Source organism: Bacillus sp. PPSBB_2, assembly GCF_045291115.1.
In the GTDB taxonomy this organism is placed as follows: Bacteria; Bacillota; Bacilli; order Bacillales; family Bacillaceae_G; genus Bacillus_A; species Bacillus_A cereus.
Genome location: NZ_CP147983.1, coordinates 4,726,712 through 4,746,489, shown reverse-complemented (window position 1 = coordinate 4,746,489; position 19,778 = coordinate 4,726,712). Strand labels below are relative to the sequence as shown.

The following is a 19,778-nucleotide window of genomic DNA, read 5'->3' as shown; positions in this document are numbered from 1 at the left end:
TTGTTTTCTTGTAATACGAAAATATCTGAAGGTAAGTTAAGAAAAGTAATGAATAATTATTTTGATCCTAAATTATTTAGTAAATCTATTAGTTTAAGATTGGATTCTTCGAAAAATAACCAAGAGAAAAAAGTTAATTTTGCAAGTGATTATAGAGAAATTCCGTGAAAGCACCTCAAGCTATGTGAGGTGTTTTTCTATCCTCTTTTGAAATCTTACAATTCTGTAAGGTAACTGTAAGGTAGTTCGATGGTAACAAATTGCTAATCTTTTATAATGAAGATAACAACGATAAAACGAGGAGGCAGAAATGATGAAAGGATTAGTTGTAACGGGCTTAACGGTTGCTTTTGGATTTGTAGCGTATGAGAAATTAACGTATGTAGTTGATGTTGTGAAACATTTGATTGCTTAGAGAAAACAGCCATGAGAGGGAAAGGGAATGAGTGAATGAATGGAATGGTTATTTGGAATTATAGGTACTTGTAGTGTAGTGTTATTGTTCTTTGTCCCAAGTGGTATACTTAGTTCGACAACAAGTTTGTTCTTCTTAAGTTTGTTTGCTTGTACGATGCTTATTATTATGTTTTTAATGAAGCGAAGTAAGCCAATCTTCTATTTTAGCATGATTGTTATGGCAATTATTGTTCTCCAAATTATTACCCTTGTAATATACCCCACAATTATAAAAGCTTTCCATTAATGATGAATCCTCTGCGTTTGTTGCTGGGGATTTTTATTTGTACAATTTTAATTTTTAGTAGAGATTTATTCGTATTGGAATGTAAAAATTAAATATTTTCATATTTCAAACAAATAATTTGGGGATGTTGTGTTCTCATTACGCATTTGATATATTTACTTTGAACATAATTAAAATCAAGAAAAAGAGGCGGACGTATGGATAAAAAAGAAAATACGGTCGTATTGTTTCCGCAGCTATCAGAGCGCTATATTGATGAAGGTTTTTTAGCGTTGAAAGAGCGGAAGTTCGAAGATGCATTGCGCTGCTTTGAAATATTACGTCAGTATAATGCGGAAACGGAACAAACGGAATTAGCTTCAGTTATTTGTTTACTCGAATTAAAACGTATGGAAGAAGCGAAAGACAAATGTGAACAGTTGCTTAAAACAGGAGTTGTCTTATTTGGTGATATTCTTGAAACGTACGTGACTATTTTAGTTCAAACAAATGATTATGAAGGTGTTATTGAAACTGTTGAAAAGGTTTTACAAACGAAAGATATAATGCCTGATCAAAAGGAAAAATTAGCGCAGCTTGCTTTATTTGCAGAAGGTATGCTAAATGAGGGAGACGCATCGCTAGTGGATTCAAATTTTGAGTTGAATGAGTTTACTAATGAAATTTTTGGAGAAAACTTTGGACAGAAGCTAAGAGCGATTCAGCGACTTTCATTAAAAGACTTAGATCTTGCATTACCTATTTTAAAGAAATTTTTAATAGATGAAGAGCAACACCCCTATTTGAAAACTTCTATTTTGTATAAAATGATAGAAAGTCAGGTAGAAGAGGAAATAGAGGTAGAAAAGTTTGGGAATACGATTAAGGTAATTCCAGCATTTACAGGTCATAATGAGGAGCAATCCAATAACATTATACATAAATTATCAAGTCGATTAGAGCAAAATTATCCCGATATATTTGAAGCGATGGTTACATATTGGAAAGAATTGCAAATTAGCATTTTCCCATTCGCTCTATTAATGGATAAAGAAGAGATTTGGTCAGCTGTTTTAGAGAGAATTGGAAGAAAGCGTTTCGGATTGGCTATTGATGAAGAAGAGCTTATGGCAGCATACAATATCGAATTGGAAGAGTTTCATATTGCCTATCAATGGTTATTACGTGTTGAAAGAGAAGGATATTTGCCCGTATAATTATGAAAAAGAATCGTTCAGTTCTTGAAACGAGCATATTCTATGTTATAATGTAAGGGTTGCAAAAGGCAGAAAACTGCCTGTTTGTAAGAGAAGAGAAGTGTAATTCTCTTACTTAATATGTTTCATATTATTCTCGAACAAAATATACCGTAGTTGTCTTCTGGGCAATTAGTAGATTGGAACATTATATCTGAAAGCTTTTGCTAGAGGATTATTTGTGTATTTGTTATTTCAAAAAAGAGATAATGAAGATCTTAATCTATAGAGGTATGTGCATACATTATTATAGTTGGAGGGAAAGAATAAATGTCTACAAAATGGGAAAAATTAGAAGGTAACGTTGGCGTTTTAACAATCGAAGTTGATGCTAAAGAAGTAAACAACTCTATCGACGCTGCGTTCAAAAAAGTAGTAAAAACAATTAACGTACCAGGTTTCCGTAAAGGAAAAATGCCTCGTCCATTATTCGAACAACGCTTTGGTATTGAATCTTTATACCAAGATGCTTTAGATATCATTTTACCAAAAGCATACGGTGAAGCGATTGAAGAAGCTGGTATCTTCCCAGTTGATCATCCTGAAATCGACATCGAGAAGTTCGAAAAAAATGCTAACCTTATCTTCACTGCAAAAGTTACAGTGAAACCTGAAGTTAAATTAGGTGAGTACAAAGGTTTAGCAGTAGAAAAAGTTGAAACAACTGTAACTGACGAAGATGTAGAGAACGAATTAAAATCTTTACAAGAACGTCAAGCTGAACTAGTTGTTAAAGAAGAAGGAACTGTTGAAAACGGTGATACAGCTGTAATCGACTTCGAAGGTTTCGTTGATGGCGAAGCATTTGAAGGCGGAAAAGGCGAAAACTACTCTCTAGCAATCGGTTCTGGTACATTCATCCCAGGTTTCGAAGAGCAAGTAATCGGTCTTAAATCTGGTGAGTCTAAAGACGTTGAAGTATCATTCCCAGAAGAGTACCATGCTGCTGAATTAGCTGGCAAACCAGCAACATTCAAAGTAACAATTCACGAAATCAAAACAAAAGAACTTCCTGAGTTAAACGACGAGTTCGCTAAAGAAGCAGACGAAGCGGTTGCAACTCTTGATGAATTAAAAGCAAAACTTCGCACAAACTTAGAAGAAGGCAAAAAGCACGAAGCTGAGCACAAAGTACGTGACGAAGTAGTAGAATTAGCTGCTGCTAACGCTGAAATCGAAATTCCAGAAGCTATGATCAACACTGAGTTAGATCGTATGGTTCGTGAATTCGAGCAACGTTTAGGCCAACAAGGTATGAACCTTGAGCTTTACTACCAATTCACAGGTACTGATGCTGACAAATTAAAAGAGCAAATGAAAGAAGATGCACAAAAACGTGTAAGAATCAATCTTGTTCTTGAAGCTATCATTGAAGCTGAAAACATCGAAGTTACTGAAGAAGAAGTAACTGCAGAAGTTGAAAAAATGGCTGAAATGTACGGTATGCCAGTAGACGCTATCAAGCAAGCTCTTGGAAGCGTAGACGCTTTAGCTGAAGATCTTAAAGTGCGTAAAGCTGTAGACTTCTTAGTAGAAAACGCTGCATAATAAAATAACAAGGCACGATTAAAATCGTGCCTTGTTTTATAAATATAGAAATATATTTATAAAACTTTTCGATGGAGAAGGAAAAGTTCCTTTACAAGTCGAATATACATATTTCAAAAGTTTTAAAAATTTTTTATTTGTACATAACTAGTCATATTATTTGTATTTCTCGCCACGTAGTGACATAATATGTATTTACATACGATACATTTATCGTGTACATACGAAGGCAAGAGGTTAGCACTTTGTAAGGGGTGTGAAAATATGTTTAAATTTAATGATGAAAAAGGGCAATTAAAATGTTCTTTCTGTGGTAAAACACAAACGCAAGTTCGAAAGTTAGTGGCAGGTCCAGGTGTTTACATTTGTGACGAGTGTATCGAACTTTGTACTGAAATTGTACAAGAGGAGCTTGCGAAGGACGAAGAAGTAGAATTCAAAGATGTACCGAAACCGGTAGAAATTCGTGAAATCTTAGATGAGTATGTCATCGGGCAAGATAGCGCGAAAAAAGCACTAGCGGTAGCGGTATATAACCATTACAAACGCATTAATTCTAACAGCAAAATTGATGATGTAGAATTAGCGAAGAGTAATATCGCACTTATCGGGCCAACAGGTAGTGGTAAAACATTACTGGCACAAACTTTAGCGCGTATTTTAAATGTTCCATTTGCAATCGCGGACGCAACATCTTTAACAGAAGCTGGATATGTTGGGGAAGATGTAGAAAATATCTTACTAAAATTAATTCAAGCAGCTGATTATGATGTAGAGAAAGCGGAAAAAGGAATCATTTATATTGATGAGATTGATAAAGTGGCACGTAAGTCCGAAAATCCATCAATTACACGTGATGTATCTGGTGAAGGTGTGCAGCAGGCACTTCTGAAAATTTTAGAGGGTACTGTAGCAAGCGTTCCACCTCAAGGTGGTCGTAAGCATCCGCACCAAGAGTTTATTCAAATTGATACAACGAACATCTTATTCATTTGTGGTGGAGCGTTTGATGGCATTGAGCCGATTATTAAACGTCGCCTTGGTGAAAAAGTAATTGGATTTGGTTCTGAGAAGAAAAATGCTGATGTGAATGAGAAGCATGTTTTATCTCACGTATTACCAGAGGATCTTTTAAGATTTGGTTTAATTCCAGAGTTTATCGGTCGTCTTCCAGTTATTGCGAACCTAGAGCCACTTGATGAAGATGCTCTTGTTGATATTTTAACGAAACCGAAAAATGCACTTGTTAAGCAATTCCAAAAATTATTGGAGCTTGACGATGTTGAGTTAGAGTTTGAAGAAGGTGCACTAATCGAAATTGCGAAAAAAGCAATTGAACGTAAAACGGGTGCTCGTGGACTTCGTTCTATTATTGAAGGCTTAATGCTTGATGTAATGTTCGAACTTCCATCTCGTAAAGATATCGAGAAGTGTATTCTTACAAAAGAAACAGTAGCTGATAATGAGCCGCCAAAATTGGTGTTACAAGACGGTACTGTACTTGATACAAAAACATCTGCATAATGCGAAAGGGAAACAGCAATTTTTATAATTGCTGTTTTTCTTTATGTTTAGCTACGTTCCTCCGCGGAAATACTAAGAGATAAAATATTGCGGGAGGAAATAAATAATGAGCTGGACAAATATATTTTTAGTTGTTCAACTTGTTTTTGGTGTAATTGTCGGATTGTATTTCTGGCATTTACTTCGAAATCAACGAACACAAAAAGTTTCAATTGATCGAGAATCGAAAAAAGAATTAGAACAGCTTCGTAAAATGCGTGAGATTTCTTTAACAGAGCCGCTAGCAGAAAAGGTGCGTCCTACAACCTTTTTAGATATTGTAGGGCAAGAGGACGGAATTAAGTCGTTAAAAGCGGCTCTTTGTGGTCCGAATCCGCAACATGTAATCATATATGGCCCGCCAGGTGTTGGGAAAACAGCGGCAGCACGTCTTGTATTAGAAGAAGCGAAACGAAATCCTAAATCTCCATTTCGTACGAATGCAACATTTATTGAACTTGATGCGACAACAGCTCGGTTTGATGAACGTGGTATCGCAGACCCTTTAATAGGTTCGGTGCATGATCCGATTTATCAAGGTGCTGGGGCGATGGGGCAAGCAGGTATTCCGCAACCGAAAAAAGGTGCTGTAACAGATGCACATGGTGGTATTTTGTTTATTGATGAGATTGGCGAGCTCCATCCGATTCAAATGAATAAAATGTTAAAGGTGTTAGAAGATCGAAAAGTATTTTTAGAAAGTGCGTACTATAGTGAAGAAAATACGATGATCCCAACATATATACATGATATTTTCCAAAAAGGCTTACCGGCAGATTTTCGCTTAGTTGGAGCAACGACACGTTCGCCAGAGGAAATTCCTCCTGCTATTCGGTCACGTTGCTTAGAAGTATTTTTCCGTGAATTAGATACGGAAGAAATTCAAAAAGTAGCGAAAAATGCCGCGGAAAAAGTGGAAATGCAAATAGGTGAAAATGGTATTGAAATGATCGGGATGTATGCAAGGAATGGACGAGAAGCGATTAATCTCGTGCAAATCTCTGCTGGTATGGCGATAAATGAAGAACGTTCTTTCATTAAGGATGAAGATATAGAGTGGGTTGTTCACTCAAGTCAGCTTACACCGAAATATGAAAAGCACATTTATCCGATTCCAAGGATTGGTCTTGTAAATGGTCTTGCTGTATACGGACCAAATACAGGTGCGTTATTAGAAATTGAAGTAACAGCAATCAAGGCGAAAGATAAAGGATCGGTAAATGTTACCGGAATTGTGGAAGAAGAAAGTATTGGTAGTCAAACGAAATCGATTCGTCGTAAAAGTATGGCGAAAGGCTCTGTTGATAATGTATTAACAGTACTTCGTTCTTTAGATGTGTTGCCAGAAGGATATGATATACATATTAATTTTCCAGGTGGTATCCCAATTGATGGACCTTCTGCAGGAATCGCTATGGCAACAGGTGTATATTCTGCGGTGCACCGCACGTATGTAAATAATGAAGTAGCGATGACAGGGGAAATAAGTATACACGGAGAAGTAAAACCTATTGGTGGCGTGTACGCAAAAATAAAAGCTGCGAAAAAAGCGGGAGCTAAGAAAGTCATTATTCCTGCTGAAAATATGCAACCATTTTTGTATACGATCAAGGGAATTGAAATTATTCCTGTCCGTAAGTTAAAAGAAGTATTTGAGTTAACGTTTATGCAAGAAAATATGCATAGAGAGCTAGATGTACATACTCACGTAGACGAAACAGATGCACAATCTATGTAAAAATAAACAATAATAAAATTTGCCAGACTTCGTTTAAGTTTGTATGCTTAATCGGAGTCTTTTTTCTTTTCGTGAGGTAGAAAAACAAGCTATTTACAATTGCGCGGAATCTCAGCAATTGCATCTAGGTGTATTGTAATATAAAATAGTTGAACAGGAGTTTAATTTATTATGGAGGTGCTATGTCTAGTATGAATACGAACGAAAGAATCGTGCCCCTCCTACCATTAAGAGGCGTTCTCGTATATCCAACGATGGTTTTGCATCTTGATGTAGGACGTGATAAATCGATACAAGCACTAGAGCAGGCGGCAATGGATGAAAATATCATCTTTTTAGCAATGCAAAAAGAAATGAATATCGATGATCCGAAAGAAGATGACATATATAGTGTAGGTACGGTGGCGAAAGTGAAGCAAATGTTAAAATTGCCGAACGGTACGCTTCGTGTCCTTGTGGAAGGTTTACATAGAGCAGAAGTAATAGAGTTTATCGAAGAAGAAAATGTAGTACAAGTGTCTATTAAAACGGTAACTGAAGAAGTAGAAGATGATTTAGAAGAGAAAGCTTTTATGCGTACGTTACTGGAGCATTTCGAACAATATATTAAAGTCTCGAAAAAAGTTTCAAATGAAACATTTGCAACGGTAGCTGATGTGGAAGAACCAGGGAGATTAGCTGATTTAATTGCTTCTCACTTGCCGATTAAAACGAAGCAGAAACAAGAGATTCTAGAGATTGTATCTGTAAAAGAACGATTACAAACACTTATTTCAATTATTCAAGATGAACAAGAGTTACTTAGCCTAGAAAAGAAAATTGGGCAAAAAGTGAAACGTTCCATGGAGCGCACGCAAAAAGAATATTTCTTACGTGAGCAAATGAAGGCGATTCAAACTGAACTTGGCGACAAAGAAGGCAAGGGCGGAGAAGTAGAAGAACTTCGTGAGAAAATTGAACAGTCAGGAATGCCGGAAGAAACAATGAAGGCTGCGCTGAAAGAATTAGATCGTTATGAAAAGTTACCAGCAAGTTCTGCGGAGAGTGGTGTTATTCGCAATTATATTGATTGGTTATTAGCGCTTCCGTGGACAGAGGCAACAGAAGATATAATTGATCTTGCTCATTCGGAAGAGATTTTAAATAACGATCATTACGGTCTTGAAAAAGTGAAAGAGCGTGTACTTGAATATTTAGCTGTACAGAAGTTAACGAATTCATTAAAAGGACCTATCCTTTGTTTAGTAGGCCCTCCTGGGGTCGGCAAAACTTCGTTAGCGCGTTCAATTGCAACATCATTGAATCGTAACTTCGTCCGTGTATCTCTTGGTGGTGTGCGTGATGAATCTGAAATTCGTGGTCACCGCCGTACATATGTTGGAGCAATGCCAGGACGCATTATTCAAGGTATGAAAAAGGCGAAAACAGTTAATCCAGTCTTCTTATTAGATGAGATTGATAAAATGTCTAACGATTTCCGTGGAGATCCATCAGCGGCATTACTTGAAGTATTAGATCCAGAACAAAACCATAACTTCAGTGATCATTACATTGAAGAGCCATATGATCTATCAAAAGTTATGTTTGTAGCAACTGCTAATACACTTTCAAGTATTCCAGGTCCATTACTTGACCGTATGGAAATCATTTCGATTGCTGGCTATACAGAACTTGAAAAAGTACACATTGCTCGTGAGCATTTATTGCCGAAACAATTAAAAGAACATGGCTTACGAAAAGGTAATTTACAAGTGCGTGATGAAGCGCTGCTTGAGATTATTCGTTATTATACACGTGAGGCTGGTGTTCGTACGCTAGAGCGCCAAATTGCAAAAGTTTGCCGTAAAGTAGCGAAGATTATCGTTACAGCAGAACGTAAACGTATCGTTGTGACAGAGAAAAAGATTGTTGATTTACTTGGTAAACACATATTCCGTTATGGGCAAGCTGAAAAAACAGACCAAGTTGGTATGGCAACAGGTCTAGCTTACACAGCAGCAGGCGGCGATACACTTGCCATTGAAGTTTCTGTAGCGCCAGGAAAAGGGAAACTAATTTTAACAGGGAAACTTGGGGATGTTATGAAAGAATCAGCACAAGCTGCGTTTAGTTATATACGTTCTCGTGCAGAAGAGCTTCAGATCGATCCGAATTTCCATGAGAAAAATGATATTCATATTCACGTTCCAGAAGGAGCAGTTCCAAAAGACGGACCGTCAGCAGGTATTACGATGGCAACGGCACTTATTTCTGCGCTAACAGGTATTCCTGTAAGTAAAGAAGTGGGTATGACAGGTGAAATTACACTTCGTGGTCGTGTATTACCAATTGGTGGTTTAAAAGAAAAAACATTAAGTGCTCACCGCGCAGGCTTAACAAAAATTATTTTGCCAGCAGAAAACGAGAAAGATTTAGATGATATTCCAGAGAGCGTAAAAGAAAACCTTACGTTTGTGCTTGCATCTCATTTAGATGAAGTATTGGAGCACGCATTAGTAGGAGTGAAACAATGAAAGTAACAAAAGCAGATATTGTAATTAGTGCTGTTAAACCAGAACAATATCCAGACAGTGATTTACCAGAAATTGCATTAGCAGGTCGTTCAAATGTGGGGAAGTCTTCCTTTATTAATAAAATTTTAAATCGTAAAAAGTTAGTACGTATTTCTTCTAAACCAGGAAAAACGCAAACGCTGAACTTTTTCTTAATCAATGAGATGATGCACTTTGTTGACGTTCCAGGTTATGGATATGCGAAAGTATCTAAATCGGAGCGCGCTGCATGGGGGAAAATGATTGAAACGTACTTTACAACGCGTGAACAATTAGACGCAGCTGTATTAGTAGTTGATTTACGTCACCAACCAACAAGTGATGACGTGATGATGTATGATTTCTTAAAGCATTATGAAATCCCAACAATTATTATTGCGACGAAAGCCGATAAAATTCCGAAAGGGAAATGGCAAAAGCATTTAAAAGTTGTAAAAGAAACGCTTGCTGTTGAAATTGGCGATGAAATTGTTCTATTCTCTTCTGAAACAGGACTTGGAAAAGAAGAAGCGTGGAAAGCAATTCATAAATTTACAAAAACAAAAAACGCGTGACGAATGTCGCGCGTTTTTGTTTTGCTAAATTTTTTAGCGTACGTTTAATGTAACTTCAATATTTCCTCGTGTTGCTTTCGAGTAAGGACATACACCGTGAGCCGCTTCCACAAGTTCTTGTGCTTCGCTATGTGAAACGCCAGCCACATGTACATCAAGTACAGCAGATAGGCCGAAACCACCATCTGTATCTTTTCCGATAGAAACGTGAGCAGTTACTTCTGTACTTTCTACTTTCACACGTTTTGTACGAATGACAAGTTGTAATGCACTATCGAAACAAGCTGCATAACCAGCTGCAAATAGTTGTTCTGGATTTGTTGCTTCTCCGCCTGCACCACCTAGTGCTTTCGGCATTTTTACATCAAGATTTAATATGCCATCATCTGAAACTACTTTCCCATTTCTTCCACCTGTTGCTGTTACTGAAGCAGTATATAATTTATCCATATTTATTCCCCTTTTCCATCATTAATTGTTTTCATTGTGTCAATCAGTTTATTTAGTTGAATTAATAAAGAGCGATATTCTTGCTCTGTAATTCCTAAGTTTGTAGCCATCGTTGTCGGTAATGAACAAGCCTTTTCCTTTAAATCTTTGCCCTGTTCTGTTAATTCAATACAAACTTTTCGCTCGTCTTCTTTGGAACGAACACGTTTTACAAGTTTTAATGATTCCATACGTTTTAACATAGGTGTTAACGTACCAGAATCTAAAAATAGACGTTCTCCAATTTCTTTTACTGTTAGTCCATCTTGCTCCCATAGTACGAGTAAAGTAATGTACTGGGGATACGTAATACCCATTTCTTCTAAATAAGGTCGATAAAAACGAGTAACCTCTCTAGAGCAGGCGTAAATAGAAAAACAAAGTTGGTTATCTAGATACAAAGAGTCTTCTGTCATAAATAACTCCCTTCTAATTAAGTTGTGCACAATTTAATTTTGTAAAACTAATATAACGAAAAAGAAATGCAATGTCAAATACATTGTATTGAGAAAGTCTTTGTTACATTTTGGAACAATCATACATATTTTCCTTCATGATGAAAGAAGATAGGGAAGATGATGTTATAATTTATATGGAATAGTTTCCATCACTTGATTATGAGGGCTTTTTTTGGTAACGTACAAATAGAGTTATTAATTTATAATCATTATAAAGTAGAATTTTTTTTATTAGTGTTACTGAATCTCCTGTATTACATACGGAGAATAATTAAAAAATAATCGGTTGTTCACACGATTGTCAGATTCATAAGAGGAAAGTTGTATTATGATAGTAGATAAAGTGATAAAACGGGTGAAGGGGGACATGCTGCGTGCATATTCTTGTTGTTAGTGTAAATTATCGAACAGCCCCTGTAGAATTTCGTGAGAAACTCACATTTCAGGCAGCAGAACTAGAGCGAGCGATGACTACATTACAAAATCAAAAGAGCGTGTTAGAGAATGTCATTGTATCAACTTGTAATCGCACTGAGATTTATGCTGTTGTCGATCAATTACACACGGGACGGTATTATATTAAGAAGTTTTTAGCTGATTGGTTTCAGCTTGAAATAGAAGAAGTCGCGCCATATTTAACTATTTTTGAACAAGATGGCGCAATAGATCATTTATTCCGCGTAACGTGCGGTTTAGATTCAATGGTAGTCGGAGAAACACAGATTTTAGGTCAAATAAAAGATAGCTTTTTAGAAGCGCAACAAGTTAAAGCAACAGGCACAATTTTTAATGAATTGTTTAAGCAAGTCATTACATTAGCAAAACGTGCCCACTCAGAAACAACAATTGGTGAAAGTGCGATATCTGTTAGTTATGCTGCTGTTGAGCTTGGAAAGAAAATATTTGGCGAGTTAACAGATTGTCATGTGCTTATTCTTGGTGCTGGTAAAATGGGCGAACTTGCACTACAAAACTTATATGGAAGTGGTGCTCGTAAAGTAACAGTTATGAATAGGACGCTTTCGAAAGCAGAAGTAATGGCTGAGAAATATATGGGACATGCAAAATCGTTAAGCGAATTACAATGTGCATTATTAGAAGCAGATATTTTAATTAGTTCAACTGGTGCATCTGAGTATGTCATTACGAAAGAGATGATGACAAAGGTGGAGAAAATGCGCTCTGGTCGTCCATTATTTATGGTTGACATTGCAGTGCCGCGTGATATTGATCCAGCGATTGATGAGCTAGAAGGTTCTTTCTTGTATGATATTGATGATTTACAAGGAGTAGTGGAGGCAAACCGTGCTGAGCGTTTGAAAGAGGCAGAGAAAATTCAATTTATGATTGAAGAGGAAATTGTTCTATTTAAAACGTGGTTAAGTACACTTGGTGTTGTTCCATTAATATCAGCTCTTCGTGATAAGGCACTTGCAATCCAAAGTGAAACGATGGTAAGCCTAGAGCGAAAAATACCAAACCTTAGTGATCGTGAGAAAAAAGTTATTAGTAAGCATACGAAAAGTATTATTAATCAATTATTAAAAGACCCAATTTTAGTAGCGAAAGAAATAGCTGCTGAAGAGGGAGCGAGCGAAAAATTAGCGTTATTTGCAAAGATTTTTGATTTAGAAACGGAAGAAGTAGAGAGTCGTGCGGAAGAAGTAGAACATAAAAGAGTGTGGACACCATCCGTTCCATCTTTATAATTTGGAAGGATGATCGGATGAGTTTTTTAAATAACAGTATTATTTATCATATTGCAATTATTTTATATGCTTGTAGCATTAGTTTATATTTTATAGATTATTTCCAAAGTAACCGAAAGGCGAACCGATTTGCTTTTTGGTTACTTGCGATTGTATGGGTCCTGCAGTCTATTTTTATGTTGCTTAGAGCTACAGATTCAGAAACGAATCCTATTTTAACTTTATTATCAGGGATTTATTTTTATGTTTGGTTATTGATTACGATGTCGTTAGTTATTAATCGATTTATGAGAATTGACTTTTTAGTCTTTTTTACAAATGTTGTAGCATTTGGCGTAAGCGCTTTTTCTATTTTTACACCGCTCGGAAAGATGTCGCCAGTACTTGCGGAACAATTAGTTTCAGAACTTGTATACGTGCATGTCGGTATGGCAATTATTTCTTACGCAACGTTTACTGTATCGTTCATTTTTTCTATTATGTATTTATTGCAATATCGCCTATTAAAAAAGAAAAAATGGAATGCGAGATTAAGAAGGTTAGGGAATTTACCGAAGCTAGAATCTATGTCTTACGGATTAAATTTATTTTCTGTTCCATTTTTCTTACTAGCAATTTTATTAGGATGTATATGGGGATATACAAAATTGGATAATTTCCATTGGTATGATACGAAAGTAATCGGATCTTTTGTCGTTCTATTTGTGTATTGCACAGGTTTATATTTACGAGCGGCAGATGTGTTGCAAGGTAAGAAAATTGTACAGTGGAATATCGGATCGTTTCTCGTAATGCTAGTAAACATTTTTCTATTAAGCAGTTTGTCCAATTTCCACTTTTGGTATTTATAATGAGGAGAGAGAATTATGCGCAAAATTATTGTAGGATCACGAAAGAGTAAACTAGCATTAACGCAAACAAACTGGTTTATTGATCAGTTAAAAGCCCTAGGTCTACCATATGAATTTGAAGTGAAAGAAATTGTCACAAAAGGTGATGTTATTTTAGATGTTACTCTTTCAAAAGTAGGCGGAAAAGGCTTGTTCGTTAAAGAAATTGAGCATGCGTTACTTACGAAAGAAATCGATATGGCTGTACATAGTATGAAAGATATGCCAGCCGTACTTCCAGAAGGTTTAATGATTGGCTGTACACCAAAGCGTGTTGATCCTCGTGATGCTTTTATCTCAAAAAATGGAGCATCGTTTAAAGAATTAGCGGAAGGTGCTATTTTAGGTACGAGTAGTTTAAGACGTAGTGCACAGCTACTCGCTGCGAGACCAGATTTACAAGTGAAGTGGATTCGCGGGAATATCGATACACGTTTACGTAAATTAAAAGAAGAAGATTACGATGCGATTATTTTAGCGACAGCTGGATTACAAAGAATGGGCTGGGATGATGATGTTATTACAGAACATTTAGATGATACGTTATGTGTACCTGCTGTAGGACAAGGTGCATTAGCGATTGAGTGTCGTGAGGATGATAAGGATTTATTGCAGTTGTTAGCGCATATTAATGATACGATAACAGAAAGAACAGTGGCAGCGGAGCGAGTATTTCTTCATAAACTTGAAGGTGGATGCCAAGTTCCAATTGCTGGATATGCAACCCTTACAGAAAACGATGCAATCGAATTAACAGCTCTTGTCGGCTCTATGGATGGCTCTGTTTTATTAAAAGAGACAGTAGTGGGTACTAATCCTGAGGAAGTAGGGTTAGAGGCCGCGGACCGTTTAATTAAACAAGGCGCCAAAGAACTCATTCTTGCTGCAAATAAGGAGCAACAATAAATATGAACGCTCTCGCTGGAAAAACGGTATTGATTACACGTGCCCAGCATCAAGCGAAACAAATGAGTGTAGCAGTGAAAGAAAAGAGCGGAATTCCATTGGAAATTCCGCTTTTGCGTATGGAAGGTATGTCTCATAGGCAAATTCAACATATTGAAGAGCAGCTACATTCATACGACTGGGTTATTTTTACGAGCAGAAATGGTGTAGCTTTTTTTCTAGATAGTTTAAAAAAGAAACTACCACTAACCATTAAAATCGCTGCGGTAGGTGTGAAAACAAAATTAGAGTTAGAAAAAAGGGGCTATCAAGTTCATTTTGTTCCGACTTCATTTGTTGCAGAAGCATTTGCAGAAGAGTTTCTAAAAGAATTAAGTGGAAACGAACGTATTTTATTTCCGAAAGGGAATTTAGCAAGAGAGATAATTCCGGTTGCATTTCGGGAAATTGGTGTTTCTCTTGATGAGCTAATCGTATACGGTACGAAAGTGAATATAGAAAAAAAGCAAGAGCTTATAGCAGCATTGAAGTTAGGGAAAGTAGACATTATTACATTTACGAGCCCTTCAACTGTTACTAGTTTTGTTCGTTTACTTGAGGGTACAAACTGGAGAGAATGGACAAAAAAATGTACAATTGCTTGTATAGGACCTATTACGGAAAAAGAGGCAAGTCTTTATTTTCCGTCTGTTATTGTGCCGAAAGAGTACACTGTAGAAGCATTACTACAATATGTTTGTGAATCTATAAAATGAAAGAATGGGGATAGAAATCTATGAACTCTTTACAATTTAATCGTCATCGTCGTTTAAGACAAAGCGGGGGCATGCGTGCACTTGTGCGTGAAACGTTTTTACATACGGAAGATTTTATTTACCCTATTTTTGTATTAGAAGGTGAAAATGTTCGTAATGAAGTTCCTTCTATGCCGGGCGTATATCAAATGTCTTTAGATTTATTGCAAGCTGAAATGCAAGAAGTTGTTGATTTAGGTATTCGTTCTGTTATTGTATTTGGTTTACCTGCTGAAAAGGATGAAGTTGGATCATCAGCATATTGTGATCATGGAATTGTACAACGTGCTATTCAGCAAATTAAAGGTGATTTCCCTGAGCTAGTAGTAGTTGCAGACACATGTTTATGTCAATTTACAAGCCATGGCCATTGCGGTGTAATTGAAGATGGGATTATTTTAAATGACGAGTCTCTTGCAGTTCTTGCGAAAACAGCTGTAAGTCAAGCGAAAGCAGGAGCGGACATTATTGCACCATCAAACATGATGGACGGCTTCGTAACAGCAATTCGTCATGCATTAGACGAAAATGGTTTTGGACACGTGCCAGTTATGTCGTACGCTGTGAAATATTCATCAGCATTTTATGGACCATTCCGTGATGCTGCGCACGGTGCACCGCAATTTGGTGACCGTAAAACATATCAAATGGATCCGGCAAACCGTATGGAAGCATTCCGTGAAGCAGAATCAGATGTAATGGAAGGTGCAGATTTCTTAATCGTAAAACCAGCTCTTTCTTACTTAGATATTGTTCGTGATGTGAAAAATAACTTTAATTTACCAGTTGTCGCTTATAATGTAAGTGGTGAATATTCGATGATTAAAGCGGCAGCGCAAAATGGTTGGATTAATGAAAAAGAAGTTGTTCTTGAAAAATTAATTAGTATGAAACGTGCAGGGGCAGATTTAATTATTACGTATCATGCAAAAGATGCAGCAAGATGGTTACAAGAAGGAGGCGCTAAATAATGAAAAAGTTTGATAAGTCAATTGCAGCGTTTGAAGAGGCGCAAGACTTAATGCCTGGTGGCGTAAATAGCCCGGTTCGTGCCTTTAAGTCTGTTGGGATGAATCCGTTGTTTATGGAGCGTGGAAAAGGCTCTAAAGTATATGATATCGATGGGAATGAATACATCGACTACGTATTATCATGGGGTCCTTTAATTCATGGTCATGCAAATGATCGTGTTGTAGAAGCGTTAAAATCTGTTGCTGAAAGAGGTACAAGCTTCGGTGCACCAACAGAAATTGAAAATAAATTAGCAAAACTTGTTATTGAGCGCGTGCCATCAATTGAGATTGTGCGTATGGTTAACTCTGGAACGGAAGCAACAATGAGTGCACTACGTTTAGCTCGTGGTTATACAGGTCGTAATAAAATCTTGAAATTTATTGGTTGTTACCACGGTCATGGTGATTCGTTATTAATTAAAGCTGGTTCTGGTGTGGCGACTTTAGGTTTACCAGATAGTCCTGGTGTACCAGAAGGTGTAGCGAAAAATACGATTACAGTAGCTTATAACGATTTAGAAAGCGTAAAATACGCGTTTGAACAATTCGGTGATGATATTGCTTGTGTAATTGTAGAACCAGTAGCAGGAAATATGGGGGTCGTTCCTCCGCAGCCTGGATTTTTAGAAGGTCTTCGTGAAGTAACAGAAGAAAACGGTGCATTGCTTATTTTTGATGAAGTAATGACAGGGTTCCGAGTAGCTTATAATTGTGGCCAAGGTTATTATGGCGTAACGCCTGATTTAACATGCCTAGGTAAAGTAATCGGTGGTGGTTTACCGGTAGGAGCATACGGTGGTAAAGCGGAAATTATGCGCCAAGTTGCGCCAAGCGGACCGATTTACCAAGCTGGTACTTTATCAGGTAACCCACTTGCAATGGCGGCAGGTTATGAAACGTTAGTACAGTTAACGCCAGAATCATATGTAGAATTTGAGCGTAAAGCTGAAATGTTAGAAGCTGGATTACGTAAAGCAGCTGAAAAACATGGCATTCCGCATCATATTAACCGTGCAGGCTCTATGATTGGTATTTTCTTTACAGATGAACCCGTTATTAATTACGATGCAGCAAAATCTTCAAACTTAGAATTCTTTGCGGCTTACTATCGTGAAATGGTAGAACAAGGTGTATTCTTACCACCATCTCAATTCGAAGGTTTATTCTTATCGACAGCACATAGTGATGCAGATATTGAAGCGACGATTGCAGCAGCTGAAATTGCAATGTCAAAATTAAAAGCGTAGTGTATTAGAGAAAATCGCTCTCCATAAGGGGAGCGATTTTTTTTATTCATAAAGTAAGCTTCCCACACATAAATCTGTAATGACATATAGTTTGGGAGGGGGAAAAGAAGTGGCTACAGATCATTCATTACGATTTTCATTAAAAGAATCTGTGTGGTTCCAAAAAGGACAGGAAGTCGAAGAACTTTTGTCAATTTCGTTAGATCCAGACGTTGAGATAGAAGAGCTTGATCATGAAGTAATCGTGAGAGGACAATTAGATTTAACGGGAGAGTATGTTGCACGAAAAGATGATTCCGCGTATTCATTAAGAGAACTATCGCCAGCAAAGTCAATTGATTATGTAGAAACAAGAGAAGATGGGGTTAATGAACTTGTTCATTCCTTTCCACTTGAAATATCAATTCCGAGAAATCGAGTGAAAGTAATTGAAGAGCTATATGTATCAATCGAGGAATTTGATTATGAATTAAAGGAAAATGGTTGCTTACAATTATTAGCGGATATATCTATTACCGGTTTGTGTGATGAAGAGAGAAGCGAGGATGAAGTTGAAGAGGAAGAAACGGTGTATGCTGAGTTAGAAGAAGATTCAGCGCAAGAGGATGAAAATAGACCGGCGCCGCATGTAGAAGAACCAGCATATAAGGAATCAGATGAGTGGGAAGATTACGCGTTTGAACCGTTCCAATTAGAGGAAAGAAAAGAGCAGGAATTAGAAGAAGAGAAAATAGAAGAACATGAATTTGTGGAACGTGAAGAGGAGCAAGAAACAACGCCGCAATTTGAACTGTTCGGACGAAAAGATTTCAAGAAAGAAAAAGCGAAAAAGCAGGAAGAACAAGAAGAAGAGTACTCACAGCGAGATGAAAATGCGCTTTATTTAACAAAACTATTTACGAAAGAACCGGAAGAAGAATTTACAAAGTTAAGAATGTATTTCGTGCAAGAAGGGGATACAATTGAATCTATTGCAGACCGTTATGAAACGTCTGTACAAAATTTATACCGTGTCAATCAAACAGAAGATATATTTTTAAATACGGGGCAAATTATTTATATTCCCGTTTCAAGGGTAAAGGCGAAATAAGGAAGTGAGTGTTTTCACTCACTTCCTTTCTTAGAGGCTATGTTTTGAATAGAAAGGGTTATTCGTATGGATATTGAGTTGCGAAATCACTATGAACCTATCGTGAGGCAATATAGATTGGATACGCAGCATATGGAAGAGCACGGAAATGTAATGAAAATTTATACGAATCAAGGTCCATATGCACTCAAGAAAATAGAAGGCAGAAAGTTAGAGCGGAATAACTTTCTGCATCATATTCAATATTTGAAGGAGAAAGGTTTTTCAAATTATGTACCTATATATCATGCGACGGATGGAAGTTATATTTTAAGTGACGGGACGTATAATTATTATTTAATGCCTTGGTTAGAACGTGCAGAAGGAAACGGTGAGGACAATGATCAATACCATAAAATGTTTCAGACACTTGGAACGTTGCATCAAAAAACTGTGAAGGAAGAAACGTATACGGAAGAAGATTTAGAAAAACATTATACAAGTATATCCGATCGTTGGGAAAATGATGGTGAGATGTTAGAAGAGTTTCTCGTAGAATCTGAATCAAAATGGTATATGTCCCCGTTTGAATTGCAATATTGTACGTACTATCATCATGTAATGAGAGCGCGTGAATTTGCAACGAAGCAATTAAATGAGTGGAACGATGCGATGAAAGAAAAAGAGAAAACGCGTATTACTTTTGTGCATGGTAATGTGTCACTGAATCATTTTTTATTTGACTATGAGCGGAATGGCTATTTTATTAGTTTAGAAAAATCGAAGTTTGCAACGCCTGTGCAAGATATAGTAGGTTTTTATTCACGGTCTTTAAACACATATCCAATCGCAAGAAGTGATCGGTTTGAATGGTTTCAAATGTATCAAAAAAATTTCCCTTTTACGAAAGAAGAGCAACTACTTATGTTTGCGTATATGACGTATCCATCACAATTTATTCGGCAAATCCAGTCTTATAAGAAAAGAAGAGATAATCGCAACGAGGAAAATGAACTGCGCGGAGTAAAGAGTTTGCAACAATCGCATTGGCTCGTTAGCAATATAGAATATTTCCTGTCACAATTACAAGCTGCCCAGCAAGGGAACGGATAAAGTAAACATTCCCCGCTGATGATTAGCCTTCACCAATTGGGCGTTTACGGGCAGCAGGGCTCCCATCTAACTTCTTTGCTTCAGCTGAGTTTTGAGGTGGAGGTCTTACTGCCCACAAATAGCGTGGTAAAGAAGATAAGTAGAGGATTCTACTTATCTTCTTTTTGGCACGAAAAGCTGTAGTTTTAAATTTATCT

At 36.9% G+C, this 19,778-nt stretch carries 17 protein-coding genes; 15 read left to right on the top strand and 2 right to left on the bottom strand.

Annotated elements, in window-relative coordinates:
• Window positions 1–454 precede the first annotated feature (454 nt).
• From V6946_RS23985 to ysxC, 7 genes are all read left to right on the top strand, one after another.
• The gene (locus V6946_RS23985; protein ID WP_001983650.1) at window positions 455–703 is read left to right on the top strand and encodes a hypothetical protein; all 249 of its coding nucleotides are present in this window, start codon (window positions 455–457) and stop codon (window positions 701–703) included.
• A gap of 197 nt (window positions 704–900) precedes the next feature.
• Entirely contained in the window at window positions 901–1,899 is a 999-nt protein-coding gene (locus V6946_RS23980; protein WP_006921228.1) for a hypothetical protein, read from the top strand.
• Window positions 1,900–2,208: 309 nt separating this feature from the next.
• Window positions 2,209–3,486: a trigger factor gene (tig, locus tag V6946_RS23975; RefSeq protein WP_366981632.1), complete on the top strand. Its 1,278-nt coding sequence runs from the start codon at window positions 2,209–2,211 to the stop codon at window positions 3,484–3,486.
• Between the two features lie 264 nt (window positions 3,487–3,750).
• Window positions 3,751–5,010 (top strand): ATP-dependent protease ATP-binding subunit ClpX, encoded by a 1,260-nt coding sequence (gene clpX, locus V6946_RS23970; RefSeq protein WP_000472289.1) that lies wholly within the window; start codon window positions 3,751–3,753, stop codon window positions 5,008–5,010.
• 106 nt (window positions 5,011–5,116) lie between these two features.
• Window positions 5,117–6,787 carry an ATP-dependent protease LonB gene (gene lonB / locus V6946_RS23965; protein WP_000119170.1) on the top strand — a complete coding sequence of 557 codons (1,671 nt, stop codon included), beginning with the start codon at window positions 5,117–5,119 and terminating at the stop codon, window positions 6,785–6,787.
• Between the two features lie 182 nt (window positions 6,788–6,969).
• The gene (lon, locus tag V6946_RS23960; protein ID WP_000097285.1) at window positions 6,970–9,300 is read left to right on the top strand and encodes an endopeptidase La; all 2,331 of its coding nucleotides are present in this window, start codon (window positions 6,970–6,972) and stop codon (window positions 9,298–9,300) included.
• The gene (gene ysxC / locus V6946_RS23955; RefSeq protein WP_000869116.1) at window positions 9,297–9,893 is read left to right on the top strand and encodes a ribosome biogenesis GTP-binding protein YsxC; all 597 of its coding nucleotides are present in this window, start codon (window positions 9,297–9,299) and stop codon (window positions 9,891–9,893) included. Before lon ends, ysxC begins: the two co-directional genes overlap by 4 nt.
• Before the next feature lie 33 nt (window positions 9,894–9,926).
• Here the strand turns inward: ysxC and V6946_RS23950 are convergent, their stop codons facing one another.
• Entirely contained in the window at window positions 9,927–10,343 is a 417-nt protein-coding gene (locus V6946_RS23950; protein WP_000359781.1) for an organic hydroperoxide resistance protein, read from the bottom strand.
• Between the two features lie 2 nt (window positions 10,344–10,345).
• The gene (locus V6946_RS23945) at window positions 10,346–10,798 is read right to left on the bottom strand and encodes a MarR family winged helix-turn-helix transcriptional regulator (protein WP_006921233.1); all 453 of its coding nucleotides are present in this window, start codon (window positions 10,796–10,798) and stop codon (window positions 10,346–10,348) included.
• A 416-nt stretch (window positions 10,799–11,214) separates the two neighbouring features.
• On the opposite strand from V6946_RS23945, the gene hemA reads away from it, so the two are divergent.
• The 8 genes from hemA (at window position 11,215) to ysxE (ending at window position 19,581) form a co-directional block, all read left to right on the top strand.
• Window positions 11,215–12,549, top strand: a complete 1,335-nt coding sequence (hemA, locus tag V6946_RS23940) for a glutamyl-tRNA reductase (protein ID WP_006921234.1) — start codon at window positions 11,215–11,217, stop codon at window positions 12,547–12,549.
• 17 nt (window positions 12,550–12,566) lie between these two features.
• The gene (locus tag V6946_RS23935) at window positions 12,567–13,400 is read left to right on the top strand and encodes a cytochrome c biogenesis protein (protein WP_000008991.1); all 834 of its coding nucleotides are present in this window, start codon (window positions 12,567–12,569) and stop codon (window positions 13,398–13,400) included.
• 15 nt (window positions 13,401–13,415) lie between these two features.
• A complete protein-coding gene (gene hemC, locus V6946_RS23930) occupies window positions 13,416–14,345 on the top strand; it encodes a hydroxymethylbilane synthase (RefSeq protein ID WP_001226395.1) in 930 nt (309 codons plus the stop codon).
• Between the two features lie 2 nt (window positions 14,346–14,347).
• On the top strand, window positions 14,348–15,100 hold the full coding sequence (gene hemD / locus V6946_RS23925) for a uroporphyrinogen-III synthase (RefSeq protein ID WP_006921237.1): 753 nt from the start codon (window positions 14,348–14,350) through the stop codon (window positions 15,098–15,100).
• Window positions 15,101–15,120: 20 nt separating this feature from the next.
• Window positions 15,121–16,110: a porphobilinogen synthase gene (hemB, locus tag V6946_RS23920; protein ID WP_001087065.1), complete on the top strand. Its 990-nt coding sequence runs from the start codon at window positions 15,121–15,123 to the stop codon at window positions 16,108–16,110.
• Window positions 16,110–17,399 carry a glutamate-1-semialdehyde 2,1-aminomutase gene (hemL, locus tag V6946_RS23915; RefSeq protein ID WP_000712937.1) on the top strand — a complete coding sequence of 430 codons (1,290 nt, stop codon included), beginning with the start codon at window positions 16,110–16,112 and terminating at the stop codon, window positions 17,397–17,399. The genes hemB and hemL overlap by 1 nt, the downstream gene beginning before the upstream one ends.
• Window positions 17,400–17,478: 79 nt before the next feature.
• Window positions 17,479–18,489: a stage VI sporulation protein D gene (spoVID, locus tag V6946_RS23910; protein ID WP_002024850.1), complete on the top strand. Its 1,011-nt coding sequence runs from the start codon at window positions 17,479–17,481 to the stop codon at window positions 18,487–18,489.
• A gap of 66 nt (window positions 18,490–18,555) precedes the next feature.
• A complete protein-coding gene (ysxE, locus tag V6946_RS23905) occupies window positions 18,556–19,581 on the top strand; it encodes a spore coat protein YsxE (protein WP_000350658.1) in 1,026 nt (341 codons plus the stop codon).
• Window positions 19,582–19,778: the final 197 nt, after the last annotated feature.